This is a genomic window from Rickettsia fournieri (assembly GCF_900243065.1).
In the GTDB taxonomy this organism is placed as follows: Bacteria; Pseudomonadota; Alphaproteobacteria; order Rickettsiales; family Rickettsiaceae; genus Rickettsia; species Rickettsia rickettsii.
In genome coordinates, this window is the sequence record NZ_LT978484.1 from 47501 (window position 1) to 71801 (window position 24301).

The window sequence follows — 24301 nt, forward strand, 5'->3', positions numbered from 1 at the left end:
TTAGGGATATGAAATGACAAGTTAGGTACTAATATTGGTAACCATTTGTGTTCTTTTGAAACCGCACCTACATATTTTGCTGCACTTGGTCATCTAATCAACATTTCATCGCCTAAATGAAAGGTTCTATTATCATGACCACTAAATTCAACCGGTTTGATAGGTAAATGAAACCATTTAGGGGATTGTTCTGCAATAAGCTCTTTTGCTAAAAACTCCGTGATTTCTACATTCATAACTTTGCTTTTTGTTTATGATTTGTGTTCATATTAGGTGATAAATAATTGGTTCTAAATTTTCTTTCAGAACTTCATCCTCTAGTAAAATCCTACATTTCCAAACGCTTAGCCTTTAAATCCAATTCTTTTAAATCAAATTTTATATCGATTATTGCTCCCTCTGCTTCTCTGTTTGCTATATCTAGAATGCCGCAATGTTCTTCGACTATTCTTTTAACTATAGCAAGCCCTACTCCCATACCTTTACTGCTGGTCGTAACATAGCTTTCAGTAGCTTTGCCTATTAGCTCAGGCGGGAATCCTTTACCGTTATCCGTTACAATAACGCTAATAAAATCGTCTTTAACATCTATAGTAACTTCTATTTTCCCGGATTCTCGTCCTTCTATTGACTCTTCTGCGTTTTTCAATAAATTGATCATAACTTGATTTATTTGGGTAGCATCACACATAAAATCAAATTGTTCTACGTTAGACTCAAATTTATACAAAATATTATCATTAAGTAATTTACGTGCTTCAACAATATGTTTAACTAAATAAACTAATTCACTCTTCGTAAATTTAGGAGCAGGAAGACGTGCAAAAAGAACAAATTCGGATACTATATTTTTAATATCGTTAGTATGGCGAATAATCATTTTTAAATAATTTTCAAATTCTACCCTTTCCTTAATTTCAGGGCTAAATTTCTTCAGCAATCTTTCAGAAGCAAGTAAAATAGGAGTTAACGGATTCTTGATTTCATGGGCTACTTTTTTTGCAACATCCGACCAAGCCATAGCCCTCTGTGCTATAACTAAATCACGCTGCTGGCGAGAAAGCTGCTTAATCATTCTATTAAATGCCACATAAAGCGTGCCTATTTCGTCTTTATCTACTTCATTTTCAGGCACTTGTACCGTTAAATCGCCGTCTTTAACGTTATCGGTTGCAGTAACTAATTTTTTAATAGGTTTTACTATTTTAGCAGTAAATATAACCCCGAAACTTATAGCTACAAAAAGCAGTAATAAGGCAATAAAGATAAACATTATAGAGAACTTAATCTGTATATTATCTATTTCATTTTTAAGGCTATTATACTCGGCAGCTGCTCCGTTAGTTGCATCTACATGGTCGATAATTTTATTATCTACTAATCTACCAACTAATAAATACACATCATTATACTCTTTTAATTTAATCAGCATCCTTATTGTGGTTGGATCGGATTTTACTTCCACCGGTTCACCTAAATCCGCTTTTTTAATTAAATGTGCAGGGATAGTTGCAAATGATAATGAAAAACTTAAATAACTATTAGCTACTATAGTATTAGTAGATTTGTTTAAAACTATAGCCTCATCAAGCGAACGCATCTCTGCTTCAGTATTAAGTGTTTTAGTAAATAAAGCGGGATTGTGAATTAAATCGTAATACATATCGCTTAAATCTTCAGCAACGGCTAAAGCCGTTTCTTTTAGCTGTAATTTATGCTCGGCAATATAAGATTCTGCAACTATCACAGATTGATCAAGAACCGTAGAAATCTTCTTATCAAACCAAGCTTGAACACTAAGATTAAAAAAATAAACAGAAAATACCGAAACAATTATAGTTGGAATAGCTGCAACTAAACTAAAGGCAATTACAATACGATTTTGTAATTTAGAACTATCGTTATTATTATTTTTAGTAAAAAATTTTTGAGTTAGTAAAACACCTAAAATTAAAAAAATTGCTAAATCAACTAATAAAAATCCAATAATCGTACTAAAATTCTTTGATTCTAAAGATATCACATAAAAAGTAGCACAAGCAAAAATAATAGCTGCTGTTGCTAAAGTACAAATTAGTACTCTACTAGAAAAATAAGAACGTAAATTTTGTTTAAGATAACTAAGCATAGATACTGTTTATATGACTATAACAGTTCTTTATAACATAAAAAAAAGCTAATTGAAAATATTTCAAGTTTTAAGTATCTTATTGTCATTTCTGCAAAAGCGGGGTGTTGTTGCATTGATTGTTTTTATGTCATTCCCGCGGAAGCGGGAATCCAGTCAAACATATAAAAACTTGTTTTTTTATTATATTTATTTCATCAAATACGTAAAATTTTGTATGGCTATTTTTTGGATTCCTGCTTTCGCAGGAATGACATCTTGAACGTTCGTACAACACATGGTCAAGCAACTAGATGACAATAAAAAAAGCTAGAAATATTATATATTTCTAGCTTTATATTTAGTATGAAAATTGTTTGAAATTTTATTCATCAAACATTTTTTTACGAGCAAATTTTCTCTGTCTTCTTGCTGCTTCTTGTGCTTTACGAACACGCTTCGCTGAAGGTGTTTCATAATAACGCTGTTCTTTCATCTTACGAAAATAAAGCTCTCTTTGTAGCTTTTTCTTAAAATTCTTAAGCGTATTATCACAATTACCGGCGTGAACATTTACTAATATCACTAAAATTACTCTCCTTAAAAGATATTGTGGTTTATTGAACTATACCCTATAATTCAGTTATATGTCAAGGTTAAAAATATGAGCATTCAAGAAGAACACCATATCAAAAAAATAAGCTTCGTGCAATCTTTATTAGAATTATTACCGTTTAATGAATGGAATAATAAACTACTCAAAGAAGCAGAAGAAAAATGCGATTTCGCAAAAGGCTATAGCTTAATAGTTTTTCCAGAAGGTTTATCCGAAATAGTAGGATTCTTGGAAGAGTATTTAGATAATATTATGCTAGAAAGCTTAAAGATAATAGCAGAACCATCAAAAATAAGAGAAAAAATATCTTTAGCCGTAAAGATTAGGGTCAAAACCGTACTTCCTATTATTCATAGTAAGAATGCCGCTTATTTTGCATTAAATCCAATACAAGGAACTGAAGTTGCATTCCGTAGTTGTGATGCTATTTGGCGTTATGCCGGTGATAAATCTTTTGATTTTAACTATTATACCAAAAGAAGCTTATTGCTCTCGGTTTATGTTTCATCTATTCTTTTTTATATCCAAGACGAATCGGAAAATTATATTGAAACCGATAAATTGATTGAGACTGCCGTAGCAAATATAGTAAAAACTTTCTCACAGATGAAAAAATTACTCGCCCCTTCAAAGATCCCCATAGTTAGAATGTTTACGTAGATATGCTTAATGGGTAATATTAACTCCATATCAAATATAAAAATGCTATTGAAACTTATAAATAAAGTTAATAATGAATTACATTTAATCACTTGTCATAAGGCTGTAAAAGAAGCTCAAGCATTGTTTAAACAACATGGTTCTAAATCAGAATCATTTGTTGATGAATTTTTAAAGCAGAAATATCAAGAAGCGAATAAAGAAAATTCTAAATTTTAACTTGTAACCCAATAATGTCTTCTCATAACAATAATTCTTGATTCTTCTTCCTTGATGGCTTTACTTGCGGAAGAAAAAGGACAGAAAAAATTATCCGATATATACAGCAGACAAAGCTTGGGCTAGCTTACAATTAAGTTGCAATATTGTTTTGATTCGCTAATTCACATAATATGAAAACTCAATTTAAAAAAGAATGTTCTAATAAAGAACATGATAGAACATTAGTTAATAATCAAGTTATCCCTATAAGTTATTTCGGTGAAAATTCAAAAACACTAAAGATACTTTTCTCTGAACTTGCTAAAGCGTATAAAAATAATTTAGATCTTCAAGAGAAGATAAATGATGACAAATATTATTCTTATAAAACAGAAAAGAAATATGTAGGTTTAAAAGAAATCGCCTATACCGAAGAACAACAATATTTAGACAAAGAGCTTATAGAAGAAACTAAACAAATCGAGCCGAAGCCAATATATACTTATCCACCTAGGAAAAAATTAAAAACTTATGATGATATTTCTTTAGCAAAACCAATTTATATATCCAACTATTAAATTATAACGTATGAATGCAAATTAAGGGCTATGAGCCAATTTATAAAAAAGCACGGATAGAGAAAGAGACGATAAAGAGCCGTACTGTTACTAAATATAAGAATGTACCTGAGTATAAAGAGATTCAAGTGAAAAAATTTAACGAAGTGAAATATAATGAAGATATTAATAGTATACAGATAACAATAAAGAATTTAATATTTAAAATCTGCGATTTTGCTAGCTCTTAAAACTATTAATTTAGAGCAAAAACAAAAGCTCCTACTAAATTTAAGTAATAAAGTAGAAAGTGATTCTAAAGCACAGTGCCTTAGCGATTTAACAAAATATACTAGAGTTGAAGTAATATTTAAATGAAGAGTGGAAGTATTTAGGATACGAAGCACAAATATTATCGGCTTATGAAGCTGAAACGATAGGTAGTAACTAATAGTGAAATGACTTGAGTTAGACAAAATTTCTATATCATCTTTTAATCTGTAATACACCTTATTACTTTCTTAAATACCTTAAAAATTCTTGTATTATGACCTCTCTTGCATATAATTAAGATATTTTTAAAAATAATTTCTAAAATAATGACAAATACTAAATATTATCCTGAAGTTAGCTCGAATGCTGATTTTGCAGGCTTAGAGCGAGAGATACTAAAATTTTGGCAAGACAATAATATATTCCAAAAATCTATTGATGATAGGAACGGAGAGTCAGAATTTATTTTTTATGACGGCCCGCCTTTTGCAAACGGTTTGCCGCATTACGGTCATTTGCTTACCGGCTTTATTAAAGACGTATATGCTAGATACCAAACCGTAAAAGGTAAGAAAGTCGAGCGTCGCTTTGGCTGGGACTGTCACGGTCTTCCTGCTGAAATGCAATCAGAGAAAGAACTTGGCATTTCAGGACGTCTTGCAATAGCTAATTTTGGTATAGAGAAGTTTAATGCACATTGCAGAGCTTCGGTAATGAAATATGCTAATGATTGGGAAGAATATGTAACTCGTCAAGCAAGATGGGTGGATTTTAAAAATTCTTATAAAACGATGGATAAGAATTTTATGGAATCCGTACTTTGGGCATTTAAGGAGTTATATAATAAGGGGTTATTGTATGAATCTATGCGGGTAATGCCTTATTCTTGGGCATGCGAAACACCGCTTTCTAATTTTGAAACAAGACTTGATAATTCTTATCGTGAGCGAGCCGATAAAGCTGTAACGGTGAGTTTTGTACTATGTCATCCCGTGGCTACGACCACAGGATCTTTTAAAGAATACCGTATACTCGCTTGGACGACGACACCTTGGACATTGCCGTCAAATTTAGCCTTAGCAGTCGGTAGTGATATAGATTATGCATTAGTCCCTAAAAATGATATTTGTTATATAATAGCTGCCTCTTCCGTCTCTAAATATGCTAAAGAATTAGGACTTAGCGGTGAAGAAAATTTTGAGATAATTAAAGGCTCAGAACTTCAAGGATTGAACTATAAATCTTTATTCGACTATTTCGAAAATCATCCAAACAGCTTCAAGATATTTGCAGGCGATTTCGTAGTTGAGGGTGATGGCACGGGAGTCGTACATATGGCTCCAGGCTTTGGTGAAGATGACCAAATACTTTGTGAATCGAAAGGTATTGAGCTTGTTTGTCCTGTTGATAATAGCGGTAAATTCACTAAAGAAATTCCTGATTTAGAGGGCTTACAAGTATTTGATGCAAATGACAAAATAATAATCAAACTGAAAGAGCAAGGAAATTGGCTAAAAACCGAGCAGTATATTCATAATTATCCTCATTGCTGGCGAACAGATACGCCTCTTATATATAAGGCTGTTCCGTCATGGTACGTAAAGGTTACGCAATTTAAAGATAGAATGGTAGAGTTAAATCAGCAAATTAACTGGATACCTTTCCATGTTAAAGATAATTTATTTGGTAAGTGGCTTGAAAATGCTCGTGATTGGTCGATAAGCCGTAATAGATTCTGGGGAACGCCGCTGCCTGTATGGAAGTCCGATGATCCAAAATATCCACGCATAGACGTTTACGGCTCTATAGAGGAATTAGAGAAAGATTTTGGTGTTAAAGTTACTGATTTACATCGTCCGTTTATCGATGAACTGACAAGACCAAATCCCGACGATCCAACCGGTAAATCAACAATGCGCAGAATAGAAGACGTGTTTGATTGCTGGTTTGAAAGCGGTTCAATGCCATATGGGCAAGCCCATTACCCTTTTGAAAATAAAGAGTGGTTTGAGGATCATTTTCCGGCTGATTTTATAGTTGAGTATTCAGCTCAAACACGCGGATGGTTTTATACCTTAATGGTGCTATCTACCGCTTTATTTGATCGCCCACCGTTTTTAAACTGTATATGCCACGGCGTAATTTTAGACGCTACAGGTCAAAAACTTTCAAAGCGTCTTAATAACTACGCCGATCCGCTGGAGCTATTTGATAAATACGGCTCTGACGCTTTAAGAGTTACGATGTTATCTTCAAACGTTGTTAAAGGTCAGGAGCTATTAATTGATAAAGACGGCAAAATGGTATTTGATACGCTTCGTCTATTTATCAAACCTATATGGAATGCTTACCATTTCTTTACGATGTATGCTAATGCTGATTCGCTTAAAGGCAAGCTTAATTTTAGCTCTAAAAACGTACTTGATGTTTATATATTATCTAAGCTTAAAATAGCCGTACAAAAAATTGAAGAGAGCTTAGATAATTTCGATACGCAAACAGCTTATCATGCAGTTTCAGAATTTTTTGAAGTGTTGAATAACTGGTATATAAGACGAAGCCGAACTAGATTTTGGAAAAGCGAAAAAGATACAGATAAGCAAAATGCTTATAATACTCTATATTCATGTTTAGACACCATGGCTATTGCGATGTCGGCACTAGTGCCTATAATTTCGGAAGCGATATATAAGGGATTACGTCATTGTGAGGAGCGTAACGACACGGTACTCTCAGGAAAATCAAACGTCATTGCGAGGAAAGACACAAATCTTGACGAAGCAATTTCAGGAGTATCTAATAAGATTGCCACGGCACTTTCAGTGCCTCGCAATGACGCGATTAGCGTACATCTCTGCAACTACCCTACTCTCTCAGACTTTGAAATAAATCACGAGCTGGTTGCTAATATGGATAACGTGCTTGATATTTGCAGTAATAGCCTATTTATCCGAAGCACTGAAAATATCAGGGTAAGGCAGCCACTTGCTAGCATAGCTATTATCAGTAAACATAATAACAACCTCAAAGATTTTGAAGATTTAATTAAAGATGAAATTAATGTTAAGGCGGTAATTTATCGTGACGATCTAGAGAATTACGCAAGCAAAAAACTATCGATTAATTTCCCAATGCTTGGTAAACGTTTGCCGCATAAAATGAAAGAGATTATAGCTGCTTCTAAAAAAGGTGAGTGGGAAGCTATCGCAGGCGGTTTAGCTATATGCGGTGAAACCTTAAATAGTGACGAATATAAGCTAGTTTTAGAGCCGTATTCACATATCAAAGGAGCAGCAAGTTTTGAGAATAATAGTAGCTTGTTAATACTTGATTTAGAGCTAACACCTGAGTTAAGAGCAGAAGGATACGCAAGAGACATTGTACGCTTTATACAACAGGCTCGAAAAGATGCCGATTTCTCTATCACTGACAGGATTTTAATTGAGATAATAAGCGAGTTTGATTTATCTAAGATAATTGATAATTATGGAGACTTTATTAAAGAACAAACTTTAGGCGAGTTTGCTAAAAATTTCACGCCTGATTATGTAAGTAAAGTAGAATTAGAGAACCATCAAATACAACTTAAAGTTAAGAAATCATAAATTATTTTACTATCAATTAAGATATTGATAATTTACTTAGATTAATCTATAGTACGCATGCTATAAATTAATTTAAGGTAAATTATCATGCACAACTCCTCCACAGCTCCAGGGGGTTCTCAAATTAAAAGAACTACTAAGCCGGAAACTACTAAAACAGAAAATGTAATAACTCTAGGGTATTTAAAACAATATTTTGATACGTTTCATCCTAAAGACGGGGCAGAATTAAATATTATAGCTAGCTTAGATGATCCGAATTTAAATAAAATAAATCTCATGGAAGACCTTACATCGCAAGGAAATACAAAGCATTAGAATTTGCACTTAAAAACAATAATGCACAAGCTGAATATTTACTTAATCATCTTACGTTTGAACCTAATCCCAGCCTAATACAAGCAATACACAATAAAAGTTTAATTTTAGTAAAGTATTTTGTAGAAGAAAAAGAAGCGAATGTAAATTTTAGTCATTATGGTTCTAATACACTAAATGTTACTGCCGGTTTGGAAGAACCTTACAAATATTAAAAGATCACATGTAATGTCTATATAGACATTACATGTGATCTTTTAATAAAAGGAGCAACTTATTTAAATACAACCTTAGAAGAAGCAGCACAAGGTGGTCAAAATGTAAACGATCTTCATAAGCAAATCTTTTTTAAAGCAATAAACGAAAATAAGCTTGCAGTAATTAAAAAATTTGTTGAAATATACGGTTTTGATGTTAATACTGAATATCGTTTTAACACACCATTAAGTACCGCAAATTTAAAAAATAGAAAAGAAATTGCAAAGTATCTTTTATCTAAAAATGCTAATTTAGATGTAGCTCTAGAAGTAGCAATAATATACGGTAATTTAAATGCGGTAAAAACATTATTAGATGCAGGGGCAACGATTAACGGCAATACAGATGTATCACCTTTAATGCTTGCATCAGAGTATGGGCAGGTCACAATAGTAAAATATTTACTTAAACACGGTGCTAACTATAATGTTAAAGGATGGGAAAAAGATAACTTACATAGCGATGTATCGTGTCAACTAACCCAAATCACTAAGATTTCTACATTGTGTGAAAAAGCTAATAATCCTAACCACCAATATATATTAGAGAGGATATTAAAAACAAGTATATCATCACATTATGACGGATATAAGAATTTATCATCAGAACAAATAAAGCAAAAATTTTCTAAATTCAAAAAACAACTATCTAAAGATTTACAAAATTTCGCAGAAATTAAAGCACTGTTAGGAGATTATTCTAGCGGAAAGAAAATTCCAATAAATACAAATACTGTAGTAGAAGACGAGGGCTATGTTTCTGATTTTAAGGTTGAAACTGAAAAACCTAACACAGGCTCTAGGTTAGAACATACTCCTTCTAAATCAGGTATATTTCGCACTTTTGCCCTTGAGGGACTTGATGAAGAAACGTCTTTAGGCGGTGATATAAAAATATTTGATTCTGAGCTTTAATAATGTCATTCCTACAATAAGATTGCTTCATTGCCTGCTCTTATGTCATTCCCGCATAGACGTTGTTGCGTGGACCAGTTTCCTAATTGTTACCCTGTGGCTTGGCTTGTCCACGGGGTCTAGTTAAAAATACTAAATATTATTAGTATTTTTAACTAGATTGCTTAATCAAAACTTACAATTTTTCCTCACAATGACGACAAAACCTCTTGCACATTTATTAGATATATATATTACCACGAAACATGAGAATCATATTTCATGATAATATATACTTTTTTATAAAAAAATCTAATTAAAATACGGAGGAACCATGGCTCATCCAAATCTTACTGAAGGAAATAATTATTTTAGGAATGAGAAATTATAAAGAAGCTATAGACATGTATAGTAAAATACACAAAAGCTCTAATTATTATCAAGAAGCACAATATTATTTAGGAGAGTGTTACCTTAATCAAGAAGAATTTATAGAAGCTGTAGAGGCATATAATAAGGTAAACAAAGATCATTATCTATTTGAAAAAGCTAGCTCAAATATTTCAGTTATTGAGAAAAATTTTGACTTAATTAATTCTAAATAAATGAATATAGTAAACTGATCTCCATTTTGTACTTCGTTGTTCGTTGTCTTGCTTATTAATATATAGGCTCTACCCTTACGCTTTTCATAAAATGGAGCTGAGTTTACTATAGTAGCGAATTATAAGCGAAAGACAATATATTAGGTTCTGTGAAGGAAAATTAAATTAATCTATTTTTGCTCTTCTTTGCTGCAAATCATAAGATTGTTTTGAAATAGGAACAACTATTACTGCAAACATCTTATTAATTTTCGCTAAAAAATATCTGAAAATATAAATAATTGAATTTTCCTTTACAGAACCTAATATATCAAGCAAATTCTAATAATACCTGCCCTCTTACAACATTATCCTTTTCATTAACAAAAATTTTAGCTATTTTTCCGTCTCTTTCGGCAAGAATCAGGTTTTCCATTTTCATAGCAGTTAAAATCATAATTTCTTGTCCTGCCGTCACTTCCTGCCCTTCTTTCACCTTTATCGCAGCAATCTGACCGCTTAGAGGAGCTTGTAGTTCAGAGCTTTCTTCCACCACTACTTTTGAGACCATCAACGCTTCAAGTTCTGATATACGAGGAGAGCGTACAAAGGCTTTTACGCTAATACCGGCATGCGATAATAAATAACCGGTTCTGATATTCTCAATTTTCACATTTGTCTTTTTACCATTAATTATAGCCGTAAAAAGTTCATTACCTAAATTCCAGTTACTACGAATATATATTCTATCGCTTTCGTGACGTATATTATAGCCGTTTTCAACAGGTGTAATTAATACGGGAAATAGTTTATCATCGATAGTTACTACCCACCTTGTACCTATTTTGTTAGCCTGATTGTTAATATTGCCGGAAATTAAAGAAGCACGTCTTTGCTCCGATATATAAATAAAAATAGCCGTTGCTAAAAATACGGTAGTTACTTCTGAAGTTAGACTAGCTCCAGAAAAACCGTCAGGATATTCTTCTTGAATAAAGGCAGTAGAAATATCGCCGCTAACAAAGCGTGGATGTAGCATTACCGCTTCTAAGAAACTGATATTATGAGCAATACCGTTAATTATATAAGAACTCAAAGCAGAATGCATTAGCTCAATTGCCTGCTCTCTTGTTTCACCGTAAGTACATAATTTTGCAATCATTGAGTCATAAAACATACTTACTTCGCCGCCAAGCCCAATCCCTGTATCTATACGGATATTAGGACTCTTTGCAGGTTCGGAATAAGCTATAATTCTACCGCTAGAAGGTAAGAAACCTCGGCTTGGGTTTTCGGCACAAATTCGTGATTCAAATGCCCAACCTTTTAATTTTACATCATCTTGCGTAAATGATAATTTCTCGCCGGCTGCGATTTGTATCATCTCTTCAACGATATCTATACCGGTAATTAGCTCAGTAACAGGATGCTCAACTTGCAACCTAGTATTCATCTCTAAAAAATAGAAATTTTTATTGCTATCTACTATAAACTCAACGGTACCGGCCGAATAATATCCCACTTTTTGAGATAAGGATATTACCTGCCTATACATTTCTTGCCTTATATCTTCAGTAATAAAAGAACTTGGTGCTTCTTCGATTACTTTTTGATGGTGACGCTGTATTGAACATTCCCGCTCTCCGAGACATACACTATTGCCGTATTGATCGGCAATGAGCTGAATTTCGATATGACGGGGAGTTTGAATTAACTTCTCAATAAATAATCTATCGTCACTAAAACTATTGGCTGCTTCAAGCTTTGCCGACTCAAAAGCATTGGCCATTTCAGCGGGATTATTCACTACTCTCATACCACGCCCACCGCCGCCGGCAGCCGCTTTTACTATTACCGGAAAACCAATCTCTTTAGCAATATCTATAGCTTGTTTAACATCGTTTATAGTTCCCATATAACCTGGCACGGTGCTAACTCCGGCTTCTATCGCTATCTTTTTTGCTTCGATTTTATCGCCCATTTTTTTAATAGTTCCGGCACTCGGTCCTATTAAAACAACACCTTCTCTTTTAAGAATATTGGCAAAATTTGGATTTTCTGATAAAAAACCGTAACCTGGATGTACTGCGCTGGCGCCACTTTCACGAATCGCCGAAATAATATTTTTAATAGATAAATAACTTTCCGTTGCAGGGGAATCACCTATATAATAAGCCTCATCTGCATGCTGCACATACATTGAGTTTGTATCTGCTTCAGAATATACTGCAACCGACTTTATCCCCATCTTTTTTAAGGTACGTATTATCCTAACGGCGATCTCGCTACGATTAGCAATTAAAATTTTATCAAATAATGGTTTATTCATAGTTTTTTGTATCCTAATGTCACCCCGTGGCTTGACCACGGGGTCTTGTGTCACAGACTGTATTCTGAGATCCCGTGGTCAAGCCACGGGATGACAGCTAAAGCGGCAAATTATCATGCTTCTTCCAAGGCAGTTCTACTTTTTTAGTACGCAGGAAATTTAACGCCTTACATATTCGCCATCTGGTATTTTGCGGTCTTATAATATCATCCAAATATCCCCTAGATGCCGCAACAAAAGGCGAAGTTACTACTTTCCTATATTCATCTATTTTTTGTTTTTTAGCTTCAGGGTTTTTACATTCTTCCTTAAATATTATCTCGGCTGCTCCCTCTGCCCCCATAACAGCGATTTCCGAATTAAACCAAGCATAGTTTATATCGCCTCTAAGATGCTTGGAGTTCATCACTATATAAGCACCTCCATAAGCCTTACGGGTAATTACAGTAATCTTCGGCACTGTAGCTTCCGCATAAGCGTATAACAGCTTAGCCCCGTGTTTAATAATACCGTCATGCTCTTGGGATGTACCAGGCAGAAATCCAGGCACATCAACAAGGCTTACTATAGGAATATTGAAAGCATCACAAAATCTAACAAATCTTGCTGCTTTTCTTGAGGCGTTTATATCTAAACATCCTGCTAAATGCAAAGGCTGATTAGCCACAAATCCTACCGGATAACCTTCCATATAACCAAAGCCAATAATTATATTCTTAGCAAAATCAGGTTGTAGTTCAAAAAATTCTCCCTCATCAACGATACGCTCAACAAGCTCTTTCATATCATAAGGTTTATTAGGAGTGTTAGGTATTAACGTGCTAAGAGACATATCAACTCTATCGGCAGGATCAACAGTCGAACGAACAGGAAGAGGACTACGATTGGATGATGGAAGGAAATTAAAGAATTTACGAATTTCAAGCAATGCTTCTATATCATTGTTAAATGCAAGATCGGCAACACCGCTTTTAGTGGTATGCATCCTAGCACCGCCGAGCTTTTCTTGGCTTACTTCTTCACCCGTAACGGTTTTTACTACATCGGGACCGGTTACGAACATATAAGAACTATTCTTAACCATAAATATAAAATCGGTTAAGGCAGGAGAATATACCGCACCACCGGCACAAGGGCCCATAATTAGGGTAATTTGAGGGATGACACCCGACGCTAAAACATTACGCTGAAATAATTCACCGTATCCGGCTAGAGCATCAACCCCTTCTTGAATTCTTGCTCCCCCTGAGTCGTTAATACCGATTACGGGAGCACCAGTTTCTATAGCTTGATTGATAATATCACAGATTTTCTTAGCATGATATTCGCCGAGAGAACCGCCGAGTACGGTAAAATCTTGGCTATAAATAAATACCAACCTACCGTTTATCGTACCGTGTCCCGTTACAACGCCGTCACCTAAAAACTTTTTATCCTGCATCCCAAAATTATCGCATCTATGGGATACAAACATACCTGTTTCGGTAAAGCTATCCGGATCTAATAATACTTCTATGCGTTCTCGTGCAGTTAACTTACCTTTTTGATGTTGTGCGTTGATCCTAGCTTCACCGCCCCCTTGCCTTGCAATATTTCTTCTCTTATCCAGTAACTCAGGAGAGATTATATTACTTTGATTCATAGATTACTTATAGTTTTATTTTCCAAAATATCCATAATATAATATAATAATGCTAATGTGAAAAGATAATTATTTATGTCATCTACCAAAGCCATCAAAGAAGCACCGAAAAAAGCCAAATCACCGGCTAAATTTGATAATTTATCAACTGCCTTAAAAAAGAATTTACAAAGAAGAAAGAAAGTTAAAACGAAAGATACTACAAACCAAGCTTTATCTGCATTACAAACAATAGTAAAAAATTACACTGATTCTACGGACGAAAACATTTCTCTTGTAGATGCATTAATAAAATCAAGACGCTTAGAAACAAAAAGTAAATAAGCACCACATTTGACATATTAATATAAATTGCTAATATCTGGGGAGTTTAGGTTTTGTTGCATAGCTTGCTTATGTCATTCCCGCATAGGCGGGAATCCAGGGTAAAACGAGATAAATCAAGTTTTTAGTTTTAAAAACTTACTGTATTTATATTTTTTAATTACTGGATTCCTGTTTTCACGGGAATGACATAAGAGTCACCCAATAAAATTGGCATTTAAAATATTTTATATCATGGACACAAACAAATTATATCTTTTCAAAGATAGACGATTTTTACCGAATTTTATAGTGCAGTTATGCGGTTGTCTCAATGATAATATATTAAAAAATGCTCTGGTAATCCTTATAACTTATGGTATGTCAGGAGCTTTAAGTAAATATAATAATCTACTTGTTTTAATTGCTAATGCTACTTTTGTATTACCTTTTATAATATTCGCAAGCATAGCAGGACAAATTGCCGATAAATACGAGCGTGCAAATCTTATTAAAATTATTAAGATTTGTGAAATCGGTATAATTGCCTTTGCAATTTACGGATTTCATCATAATAATCTGTTAATCCTGTTTTGTTCTATTTGCTTAATGGGTATACATTCTACTTTTTTCGGTCCAATCAAATATAGCGTATTACCTGATCACCTAAATAAAGACGAACTACTTGGAGCTAACGGCTTTGTTGAAGCCGGAACTTTTATCGGTATTTTTATCGGTACTATAATCGGCAGCTATTATACAATCAGCAATAATTTTATAATTTATTCCTTAATTACCATCACTTTTCTTGGCTTTATTACAAGCCTTTTTTCCCAAAAATCTAAAAATGTAAATCGTAATATTAAAATAAATTTTAATATTATAGATGAAAGCATAAATATGATTAAATATGCCAAAGCAAAAAAACAGATATATTTAGCTATACTTGGTATTTCATGGTTTTGGTTTATCGGAGCTGCTATAATTTCTCAAATACCTTTACTTGCTAAGATAACTTTTAAAGCTGATGAGAATGTTGCTAATTTATTTTTAGCGGTTTTCTCGCTTGGTGTTGGGATCGGTTCGTTTTTATGTAGCAAAATATTTGAAGATGAGATTACCGTTAAATATCTATTTATTTCAGCCCTAGGCATTAGTATTTTCGGTATTGATTTATTCTTTGCAAGTAGAATTAGCTCAGTTAACTACGAACCTACTCAGCTAAAAAGTATTTTAGTATTTTTATCGAAAAGACATAATTGGCGCATAGTTATAGATTTATTGTTCTTAGCGGCAATAGGCGGATTATATATCGTTCCTCTTTTTGCGATATTACAGCATTACGCAAACCCTACTCATCGTAGTCGAATTATTGCCGTTAACAATCTTATCAATTCCATTTTCATGGTGGGATCAACAATAATTCTATCTTTATTATTTTACCTAAATTTCACTATACCCTGGATTATATTATTTATTAGCCTAGCTAATATAATTGTTACTATACATATTTACCGTTTAATACCTGAAGTTAAAATTATTCCATTTAAGCTATTGCGAAGAATATTCCAAATCTGTTTTGATCTTATGTATAAGGTTGAAGTTAAAGGATTTGAAAATTTTCAAAAAGCAGGTAAAAAAGTAGTAGTGGTCGCTAACCATATTTCATATCTAGATCCGCCACTAATTGCTACTTACTTACGAGAAGAAATGACTTTTGCAATTAGTCCCGATATACAAAAAATATGGTGGATTAAACCGTTTTTACGTATGGCAAGAACTTTGCCGGTTGATCCAAGTAACCCAATGGCAATAAAGACTTTAGTAAAAGAAGTACAAAAGGATCAGAAAGTAGCAATTTTCCCTGAAGGTAGAATAAGCGTTACCGGCTCTTTAATGAAAATATATGAAGGACCGGGAATGATTGCCGATAAAGCCGGTGCTACCGTCTTACCGGTTAGAATAGACGGTACTCAATTTACTCATTTATCAAAATTAAAAAACATATTAAAAAGAAAAATATTTCCTAAAATTACTATAACCGTTTTACCGCCGGTAAAATTCGCTAATATGGATGCTACAAGCAATCAAGAACGACGCAGTTATATATCTAGGACTCTTTATGATATCATGGCTGACATGATGTTTGAGAGTTCAGACTATAAAAATACTGTATTCTCATCTCTTATAGAAGCTGCTAAAATTCATGGATTTAAGAAAAAAATAGTTGATGATTTTGAAAATAATGCGGTTACTTATCGAGATTTAATATTAAAATCTTTTATCCTAGGTGATTTAATCAAAAAGAATAATATCTTTGGCAGAAATTTAGGCTTAATGTTGCCTAATACCACGAATACGTTAATTACTTTTTACGCTATGCAATCTAGCGGTTATGTTCCTGCTATAATTAACTGGAGCAGCGGCATAAGTACTATTATTAACTCCTGCAAACTTGCACAAATTAAAGTAGTTTACACTTCAAAACAATTTATTGAGAAAGCAAATTTACATGAATTAATAACTAACTTATTAGATTTCGGTATTAAAATAATATATTTAGAAGATTTTAAAAATCAGATTGGTACAGCTCTAAAACTAAAAGCAAAAATAGGAAGTTATTGTGCCCAAACTTATTACAATTATTTTTGTCGTAATCGTGATGACGAAAAACCGGCAGTGATAATTTTTACTTCGGGTACTGAAGGTGAACCTAAAGCCGTATTATTATCTCACAGAAATTTACAAACTAATAGATATCAAATAACTGCTAAAGTACCTTTTAGCCCTGAAGATATAGTATTTAATGCGCTACCGCTATTTCATTGTTTTGGTCTTAGTGGTGCAATTATTACAACTTTCAACGGTATTAAGCTGTTTCTATATCCTTCTCCACTAAATTATCGTAGCATTCCTGAAGTTATATACGATATTGGAGCAACTATATTAATTTCTACCGATACTTTTTTAAACGGTTATGCTAATTACGCGCACCCATATGATTTTTACTCATTACGCTATATATTTGCCGGTAGCGAGAAATTAAAAGAATCTACACGACAATTTTGGCTTAATAAGTATGGCATACGTATTTTTGAAGGATATGGGATTACAGAAGCCTCACCTATTATAGCTTGCAATACCCCTATGCATAATAAAGCAGGCACGGTAGGAAGATTATTACCGAAAATTGATTATAAGCTTGAGAAAGTAGAGGGAATAAATGAAGGGGGACGTTTATTCATTAAGGGTCCTAACATCATGCTTGGTTACTTGGACTTAGAAGGTCACCGTACTTATAAAGAATGGTATGACACAGGCGATATAGTCAAAATCGATTCTGAAGGATATATAACAATTCTAGGACGTTTAAAACACTTTGCTAAAATAGCAGGGGCAATGATATCTCTTACAAAAATTGAAGAACTTGCAAGCGAAATTGATCCTGATTCCTTGCACGCTGCTATTTCTATTCCCGATAAAACGCACGAAGAAAAGATTATTTTACTTACTACCGGTTCCAATATAAATAGAGAGAACTTTGCAGATGCTGTATCTAAAGCTCAAATTTCTTTACTACATTTACCGAAAGTAATTATTACCGATTCAGAAATACCTCTACTTACAAGCGGCAAAATTGATTATCTTGAGATTATGAAAAACGTGGATAGATTCTAACTTCATTGCGAGCGACTGCAAGGAGCGTGGCAATCTCAGGAATCGTGTCTGAGATTTCTTCGTCGACGCCTATGGCGTCTTCTCGCAATGACGGAAAAAAACGTCGCACACAACAACGCTGGTCCAACCACGGGGCAACATTTATTTTTTCTTTTGACTATTAATAGCAGCATTCAAAACTAATTTAAACCACTTACCTAATAACTCTTGATCCTCCATAATTTCAGATAACACCTTCCAATATGATAGAGTTACAAGTTTACCTTTACTTTGATATACAAATGACTCAGAACCGAAAGATTGAAAATATTCATAAGTGCTTAGGTCTGACTTAAAATATAATTCATTGCTCTTAATAATTCCTATCATAACACCACCCTTATATATACCATATCCACCAAACATTACACGAACGGCTACTGAACTATATTGTTCTAACAATTCTTTGACATATTCAGTAAATTCATTTTTGTTCATAATAATCACTTTAAATACAACAAACCATAAATAAACGTACCTAATATAATAAACAATGGAGTTAAAGGTAAATCAAAGTAGAAAGAGCTAAATGCAGCACAAAAATTAATAAATAAAGATATAAGAATTGATATTATAATCATCTGGGAGGGGCTATATGCTACAAACCGTGCAATCATTGCAGGAATAAGTAAAATAGCAGTTACCATAAGTACTCCGACAATCTTTATAGCAGAAAATACCGATAATGAGAGAAGAAGTAAAAATATTAGCTCAATAATATTAACCTTTAAGCCTTTTATGACGGCAATATCTCTATTGATAATGATAAGAAGAATTTGATTATAAAAATATACTATAAAGCCTATAATAGTTATTAGCACTATTACAAGTATCATCAAATCATTAAAAGATACGGATAAAATATCCCCAAACAACAAATTTACTATATTATTCTGCAAAGAAGTAAAATAATTAATAACTAAAGCAACAGCTAGCATAAAGCTAGAAATCAAATTAATAACTGCGTTTTTTTCAGAATTATTTTTAAAAATAAACACAAAAAACGAAAAAAGAATTGCAACTATTATTCCTGAATATATTAATGGAACATGTGCTATAATACTTATGCTAGCCACTAAAAAACTACTATGAGCAAGCCCGTCACCGAAATAAATATATCTCTTCCATAGGGCAATGCAGCCAAGCGGGGCAAATATGCAGCTAATTAAAATTAAGGCTAGTATTATTAAAGTCATCTGAGTATATTATATATGTTTGTTGTATGGCCTCTTGTTATCCCGTGGCTTGACCACGGGATCCACTAAAATTCTTAGGCTGTACTTATGGAGCCCGTGATCAAGCCACGGGATGACATTGGAAAGAATCATAGACTATGTCTTCAATCGATAAAAAAGAATTAGAAAAATTTGAGAAAATTTCTCATAATTGGTGGAATAAGGACGGAGAATTCAGTATCTTACACCGAATAAACCCTATTCGCCTTGAATATATAATAGAGAAAATAACTACGCATTACAATAGACACCTTTCCAAACTCGCTTATAGAGAGGAATTTGTAGGAAACATGCAGCACAGCACCGCAGCGTACATAGAAGTACGTGAGGATGCGAGCAGCAGATTGACGCACAAATTACCTCTAGAAGTAGAGTTTGAGAAGATGTCTAACGATATTTCTAAATTAGAAATATTAGACGTCGGTTGCGGTGGAGGGTTAATTGCAACGCCTTTAGCGGCTCAAGGTTTTAACGTTACAGCCATTGATGCACTGCAAAGTAATATTGAAACGGCAACTGCTTATGCTAAGGAAAACGGCGTAAAGATAAATTATTTACAATCTACTATAGAAGAATTAGCAAGTGACAAGCTATATGATGTGGTAATTTGTCTTGAGGTTATTGAACACGTAGAAAACGTACAGCAATTTATACTAAATTTGGTGAAGCATATTAAGCCAAACGGTATGGCAATAATTTCTACGATTAACCGTACTAAAAAAGCTTATATACTTGGAATAATAGTTGCCGAATATATTTTAGGTTGGGTACCAAAAAACACTCATGATTATAGCAAATTCCTAAAACCGTTGGAAATTTACGAAATGCTTACGGATACCAAAATTGAAATTAAAGAGCTGAAAGGCTTGGTATATGATCCGGCTAAAAATGAGTGGAAATTAAGCGATGATATAGACGTAAATTATTTTATGTGTTTGGGGAGAAAGAGTATGTGTTATCCTAGCTAACTTGATCAGCCTTGTTGCATGAATACCGAATCGTCATTGCGAGCGACTGTAAGGAGCGTGACAATCCAGAAAAATAATAAAAAAATGCTAATTTTTAGCATTTTTTACTGGATTGCTTCGTCAATTGCTATGCAGTTTCCTCGCAATGACGCAACAACTGATCCATGCAACACAGCCGACTTGATCGCAGGATCCAGTTAAACATACTAATATTATTAGTATGTTTAGTTGTTTTCTGGATACCGTGGCAAGCCACGGTATGACACAGTTCTTAGTATATATTTAAAAAAGATAATAAATGAATAATAACGTAATTACTAGATTTGCTCCGTCACCGACGGGGTTTTTACATATAGGTTCGGCAAGAACCGCCCTTTTTAATTATTTGTTCGCAAGGCATCATAACGGTAAGTTCTTGCTTCGCATTGAAGACACTGATAAAGAAAGGTCAACTAAAGAAGCGGTAGAAGCTATATTCTCAGGTCTAAAATGGCTAGGGCTTGATTGGAACGGTGAGGTTATATTCCAGTCTAAACGTCATAATCTTTACAAAGAAGCTGCACTAAAATTACTGCAAAACGGTAAAGCATATTATTGTTTTACTAGCCAAGAAGAAATAGAAAGACAGCGACAACAAGCTTTAGAAAATAAACAGCATTTTATTTTTAATAGCGAGTGGCGTGACAAAGATCCATCTATCTATCCTACTGATATTAAGCCGGTAATACGTCTAAAAACTCCAAGAGAGGGTAGTATAACAATTCATGACACTTTACAAGGTAAGGTAGTAATTGAAAACTCTCATATAGACGATATGGTACTATTAAGAGCAGACGGCACTGCTACTTACATGCTAGCCGTTGTAGTAGACGATCATGATATGGGTATAACTCATATTATTAGAGGTGACGATCATTTAACCAATGCAGCAAGGCAACTCGCTATTTATCAGGCTTTCGGATATGCAGTACCGAGCATGACTCATATACCGTTAATTCATGGAGCAGACGGAGCAAAATTATCCAAAAGGCATGGAGCATTAGGCATTGAAGCTTATAAGGATATGGGGTATTTACCGGAAAGTTTGTGTAATTATTTACTGCGTCTTGGATGGAGTCACGGCGATGATGAAATTATCTCAATGACTCAGGCTATAGACTGGTTTAATCTTGATTCACTCGGTAAATCACCTTCTAAGCTTGATTTTGCTAAGATGAATAGCCTTAACGCTCATTACTTAAGAATGCTTGACAATGATAGCTTAACTTCAAAGATTGTAGAGATATTGGAACAAAATTATAATAAACTTCTTCGGAAGCTCGCTTATAGGAAGGAATTTGAAGGAAACACGGAACGCAGAACCGCAGCGTATATAGACATACGTGAGGATGCGAGTACCGGATTGACGTACAAATTACCCCTAGCAGCAGAGTTGCCGAAGAAGTTTAAGGTTAGTGAGCAAGAAATAGGCTATATCAAACAAGCAATGCCAAACTTGTTAGTTAGAAGTGAAACATTACTAGAACTAACACGCCTTGCTCAAATTTATCTAGTAGATTCTCCTATCATCTACAACCAAGATTCAAAAGAAATTATAGAAAATTGCGATAAGAATTTAATCAAACAAATTATAGAAAACTTAAGCGAACTTGAGCAGTTTGATAAGGAATCCGTACAGAATAAATTTAAAGAAATAGCAGCAGCAAACGACTTAAAGCTGAATGACATTATGAAACCGGTAAGAGCTTTAATAACAGGTATGACTGCATCACCTAGCGTATTTGAGATTGCAGAAATTTTAGGAAAAGAAAATATTTTAAAAAGGTTAAAAATTATATGAAAGATTGTATAAAAAAAATTGCTTTTGTTTTTATTGGATTATTTATAATAACCGGCACTTTTGTTTTGTATAGCATACAAAACGTCAACGCATCAACAGCACCAAAAAAGTACGGAGCTTGGACTTTAAATTGTACTCTTAATAATGAGAAAAAACAACTTTGCTTCTTATCACAACAAATTAATAATCTAGAGAAAGATAAAGAAAAGGAAATATTAGCCATTTATCACATAGGTTATTTTAATGGGGAACAAGAAGAACAGGAATTAAAAATAATAGAAATAGTCCCGTCAAATGTTCAAATTCCGGCAGGTACAGTTATTAATAGCGGTGACAAACGAATAGCAGCCGGAAAATACCTCAATTGTACAGTAAACGGCTGTCAGGCTTTAGCTATTATTACAAAAGACGAGCTAGACATGATTTTATCAAACGATAATTATATAGAACTAATTACCGCAGACGGCAAACAAGCTAAAATTTCATTTATAAAAGACGGCTTAAAGGAAGGCCTAAAAGCTTTGAGTAGATAGTAACGCAAGAATTTAAGCTTTGTTGCGTGGATACTAAACCGTCATTGCAAGCAACTAAAAGGAGCGTGACAATCTCAAGATTTTGGTCCGGGATTGCTTTGTCAAAATTTTCAATTTTTCCTCGCAATGACGACTTGGGTATCCGAACAACAAAGCTTTGAGTCGCTTAGCGCATAACCACTCGCTACTAAGTTGCTTTAAAGCTTAATTAAGCATCGTGATGATAGTGTCCATGGCCAGGCCCTTCACCGCCTAAACTTGCTTCATATTCAAGAACCCATGATTGATGAAATGCCATGCCGGTCAGCGACTATCCATCTTTCTAAAAGAAAAGAACGCGAAATCCTGCTTCTCTTTCCAGAAGAATTATTGAATGATCCGTAGAAGCAGGTAATGTATGGCTCCAAAATGGTTTTTCTTGGCCTATATTTTCAAAAAATGTCTTAAGCTCATTCAAAGTTAGTCTTTGAGAAAAGTCATTAGGATGATCAGTGATCGCATATGTATAACCATGTGTTTTATGTGCCATGGTATAATCCCAATGTATATCAAACTTGTCACCGGCTTTTACTTTATGAACATGATGGTACTTGCTTCCATCTCTCCAATAAAATGTTTTGTCAGATGAAAGTTATCACATTTCTGCATTAGTATAATTAACAGAATCTCTCTCATCTTCTTTTCCACCGCTAAGAAGATGTCCCTCTTGAATTGTCGGTGTACTTAGAGTATCATCAGGAAAGTCCACATAGCCAGGAAAGGATTTTTTCCTCCTTCCATCTCATTTTTCTGTGAGCTATCCTTTAACAACTTTAATTCTTCGCAAACTCAAGCCATTGTCTTCGGTAAGGTTACTGCCCCATGATATGGGGTAATACCTAAGACATGCGAAAATTTCTTATCGTACTCCGCTTTATTAGGAGCTATTTTGTTATCCACTAGTTTTTTAGTCATAATTTACCTTTAATTTCAATTGTATTGCAATATATATAAAAATAGACTGAATAATAACCTATCTTTGCAATTAATAATGCTTACTAAATTTTTAATACATTGCAAGAAGTTATAAACCACTAAAGTGAAAAAATATTTGAGAATAAATAAAAAATGCTTTTCTTTTTATTAAGTTTTATTAACTATTTTTATATTTCCAGTGTGCAGCTTCACCGCTCTCTGCATGATAATGCATCTTACGATCACGTATTTGTATCTCTATTTTATAATTATCCTCAGTTGTGATAATAGTATGCAAAGATTGATAGCCGTTTGGCTTAGGATTAAGAATATAATTTTTAAATTTATCCTTTTCATACTCATAAAGATCATGAACTACTTTTAAAGCTTTATAACATTTCTCTTCATCTATTACCACTATGCTTATCACAAAAATATCTGTTAATTCTTCTAACTTTATACCCTTACGATATAATTTATATAAAATTGATATTGGATGTTTGATCCTACCTATTATTTGAGCAGCAATATCATGTTTAGATAAATTGTGATTTAAATGTTTAATAACCCTTTGAAACAAAACTACCTCTTTAATTTATACTAATTCAGTTAATAGTTATACTTACGAATAACTACACACCAATTAAAGCAATAAACTTAATTAAGTTCTATTAATATTTCTAATTAATTTGCTATTTTTAGTAAATA

22 protein-coding genes and 2 pseudogenes are annotated in these 24301 nt (G+C 33.5%); 14 read left to right on the forward strand and 10 right to left on the reverse strand.

Annotation, left to right across the window (positions count from 1 at the left end; translation table 11 throughout):
* Positions 1–89: 89 nt before the first annotated feature.
* The 3 genes from C4Q30_RS08760 to rpsU form a co-directional block, all read right to left on the reverse strand.
* Positions 90–236: a hypothetical protein gene (locus C4Q30_RS08760; RefSeq protein WP_012151101.1), complete on the reverse strand. Its 147-nt coding sequence runs from the start codon at positions 234–236 to the stop codon at positions 90–92.
* 92 nt (positions 237–328) lie between these two features.
* Entirely contained in the window at positions 329–2128 is a 1800-nt protein-coding gene (locus tag C4Q30_RS03090) for a sensor histidine kinase NtrY-like (RefSeq protein WP_103897184.1), read from the reverse strand.
* A gap of 364 nt (positions 2129–2492) precedes the next feature.
* Positions 2493–2693, reverse strand: coding sequence for a 30S ribosomal protein S21 (rpsU, locus tag C4Q30_RS03095; protein WP_012148483.1), 201 nt, complete (start codon positions 2691–2693; stop codon positions 2493–2495).
* 78 nt (positions 2694–2771) lie between these two features.
* Here rpsU and C4Q30_RS03100 point away from each other — a divergent pair, with 78 nt between their 5' ends.
* From C4Q30_RS03100 to C4Q30_RS03150, 9 genes and pseudogenes are all read left to right on the forward strand, one after another.
* Entirely contained in the window at positions 2772–3383 is a 612-nt protein-coding gene (locus C4Q30_RS03100) for a COQ9 family protein (protein ID WP_103897185.1), read from the forward strand.
* Between the two features lie 9 nt (positions 3384–3392).
* Positions 3393–3602 carry a hypothetical protein gene (locus tag C4Q30_RS03105; RefSeq protein WP_014014586.1) on the forward strand — a complete coding sequence of 70 codons (210 nt, stop codon included), beginning with the start codon at positions 3393–3395 and terminating at the stop codon, positions 3600–3602.
* Between the two features lie 173 nt (positions 3603–3775).
* Positions 3776–4162, forward strand: coding sequence for a hypothetical protein (locus C4Q30_RS09525; RefSeq protein ID WP_245207457.1), 387 nt, complete (start codon positions 3776–3778; stop codon positions 4160–4162).
* A 216-nt stretch (positions 4163–4378) separates the two neighbouring features.
* Positions 4379–4519, forward strand: coding sequence for a hypothetical protein (locus tag C4Q30_RS03120; RefSeq protein WP_245207458.1), 141 nt, complete (start codon positions 4379–4381; stop codon positions 4517–4519).
* A gap of 221 nt (positions 4520–4740) precedes the next feature.
* A complete protein-coding gene (ileS, locus tag C4Q30_RS03125; RefSeq protein ID WP_103897186.1) occupies positions 4741–8019 on the forward strand; it encodes an isoleucine--tRNA ligase in 3279 nt (1092 codons plus the stop codon).
* Positions 8020–8106: 87 nt separating this feature from the next.
* Entirely contained in the window at positions 8107–8337 is a 231-nt protein-coding gene (locus tag C4Q30_RS03130; RefSeq protein ID WP_103897187.1) for a hypothetical protein, read from the forward strand.
* A 104-nt stretch (positions 8338–8441) separates the two neighbouring features.
* Positions 8442–8784, forward strand: a pseudogene (locus C4Q30_RS09530) (hypothetical protein).
* A gap of 89 nt (positions 8785–8873) precedes the next feature.
* A pseudogene (locus C4Q30_RS10450) lies at positions 8874–9149 on the forward strand (ankyrin repeat domain-containing protein); the annotation flags it as partial.
* A 716-nt stretch (positions 9150–9865) separates the two neighbouring features.
* The gene (locus tag C4Q30_RS03150; protein WP_014120952.1) at positions 9866–10093 is read left to right on the forward strand and encodes a tetratricopeptide repeat protein; all 228 of its coding nucleotides are present in this window, start codon (positions 9866–9868) and stop codon (positions 10091–10093) included.
* 310 nt (positions 10094–10403) lie between these two features.
* Here the strand turns inward: C4Q30_RS03150 and C4Q30_RS03155 are convergent, their stop codons facing one another.
* A complete protein-coding gene (locus tag C4Q30_RS03155) occupies positions 10404–12401 on the reverse strand; it encodes an acetyl-CoA carboxylase biotin carboxylase subunit (RefSeq protein WP_103897188.1) in 1998 nt (665 codons plus the stop codon).
* A gap of 97 nt (positions 12402–12498) precedes the next feature.
* Positions 12499–14043: an acyl-CoA carboxylase subunit beta gene (locus C4Q30_RS03160; protein WP_103897189.1), complete on the reverse strand. Its 1545-nt coding sequence runs from the start codon at positions 14041–14043 to the stop codon at positions 12499–12501.
* Between the two features lie 75 nt (positions 14044–14118).
* Here C4Q30_RS03160 and C4Q30_RS03165 point away from each other — a divergent pair, with 75 nt between their 5' ends.
* On the forward strand, positions 14119–14367 hold the full coding sequence (locus C4Q30_RS03165) for a hypothetical protein (RefSeq protein ID WP_014014597.1): 249 nt from the start codon (positions 14119–14121) through the stop codon (positions 14365–14367).
* A 234-nt stretch (positions 14368–14601) separates the two neighbouring features.
* The gene (locus C4Q30_RS03170) at positions 14602–18024 is read left to right on the forward strand and encodes an acyl-[ACP]--phospholipid O-acyltransferase (protein WP_103897720.1); all 3423 of its coding nucleotides are present in this window, start codon (positions 14602–14604) and stop codon (positions 18022–18024) included.
* A gap of 141 nt (positions 18025–18165) precedes the next feature.
* On the opposite strand, the gene C4Q30_RS03175 is transcribed toward C4Q30_RS03170, so the two are convergent.
* Positions 18166–18501 (reverse strand): TfoX/Sxy family protein, encoded by a 336-nt coding sequence (locus tag C4Q30_RS03175; protein WP_103897721.1) that lies wholly within the window; start codon positions 18499–18501, stop codon positions 18166–18168.
* Positions 18502–18506: 5 nt separating this feature from the next.
* A complete protein-coding gene (locus C4Q30_RS03180; protein WP_103897190.1) occupies positions 18507–19259 on the reverse strand; it encodes a metal ABC transporter permease in 753 nt (250 codons plus the stop codon).
* A 137-nt stretch (positions 19260–19396) separates the two neighbouring features.
* Here C4Q30_RS03180 and ubiG point away from each other — a divergent pair, with 137 nt between their 5' ends.
* The 3 genes from ubiG to C4Q30_RS03195 all read left to right on the forward strand — a co-directional run bounded on the left by ubiG (position 19397) and on the right by C4Q30_RS03195 (position 22639).
* Positions 19397–20266, forward strand: a complete 870-nt coding sequence (ubiG, locus tag C4Q30_RS03185) for a bifunctional 2-polyprenyl-6-hydroxyphenol methylase/3-demethylubiquinol 3-O-methyltransferase UbiG (RefSeq protein ID WP_103897191.1) — start codon at positions 19397–19399, stop codon at positions 20264–20266.
* Between the two features lie 298 nt (positions 20267–20564).
* The gene (gene gltX, locus C4Q30_RS03190) at positions 20565–22106 is read left to right on the forward strand and encodes a glutamate--tRNA ligase (RefSeq protein WP_103897192.1); all 1542 of its coding nucleotides are present in this window, start codon (positions 20565–20567) and stop codon (positions 22104–22106) included.
* A complete protein-coding gene (locus C4Q30_RS03195; protein WP_103897193.1) occupies positions 22103–22639 on the forward strand; it encodes an invasion associated locus B family protein in 537 nt (178 codons plus the stop codon). Before gltX ends, C4Q30_RS03195 begins: the two co-directional genes overlap by 4 nt.
* Positions 22640–22961: 322 nt before the next feature.
* Here the strand turns inward: C4Q30_RS03195 and C4Q30_RS09545 are convergent, their stop codons facing one another.
* The 3 genes from C4Q30_RS09545 to C4Q30_RS03205 all read right to left on the reverse strand — a co-directional run bounded on the left by C4Q30_RS09545 (position 22962) and on the right by C4Q30_RS03205 (position 24173).
* Positions 22962–23168 (reverse strand): molecular chaperone GroEL, encoded by a 207-nt coding sequence (locus C4Q30_RS09545; protein ID WP_342447534.1) that lies wholly within the window; start codon positions 23166–23168, stop codon positions 22962–22964.
* Between the two features lie 299 nt (positions 23169–23467).
* On the reverse strand, positions 23468–23593 hold the full coding sequence (locus tag C4Q30_RS10195; protein WP_280641667.1) for a hypothetical protein: 126 nt from the start codon (positions 23591–23593) through the stop codon (positions 23468–23470).
* Between the two features lie 178 nt (positions 23594–23771).
* Positions 23772–24173: a bifunctional (p)ppGpp synthetase/guanosine-3',5'-bis(diphosphate) 3'-pyrophosphohydrolase gene (locus tag C4Q30_RS03205; RefSeq protein ID WP_103897194.1), complete on the reverse strand. Its 402-nt coding sequence runs from the start codon at positions 24171–24173 to the stop codon at positions 23772–23774.
* Between the last annotated feature and the right edge of the window lie 128 nt (positions 24174–24301).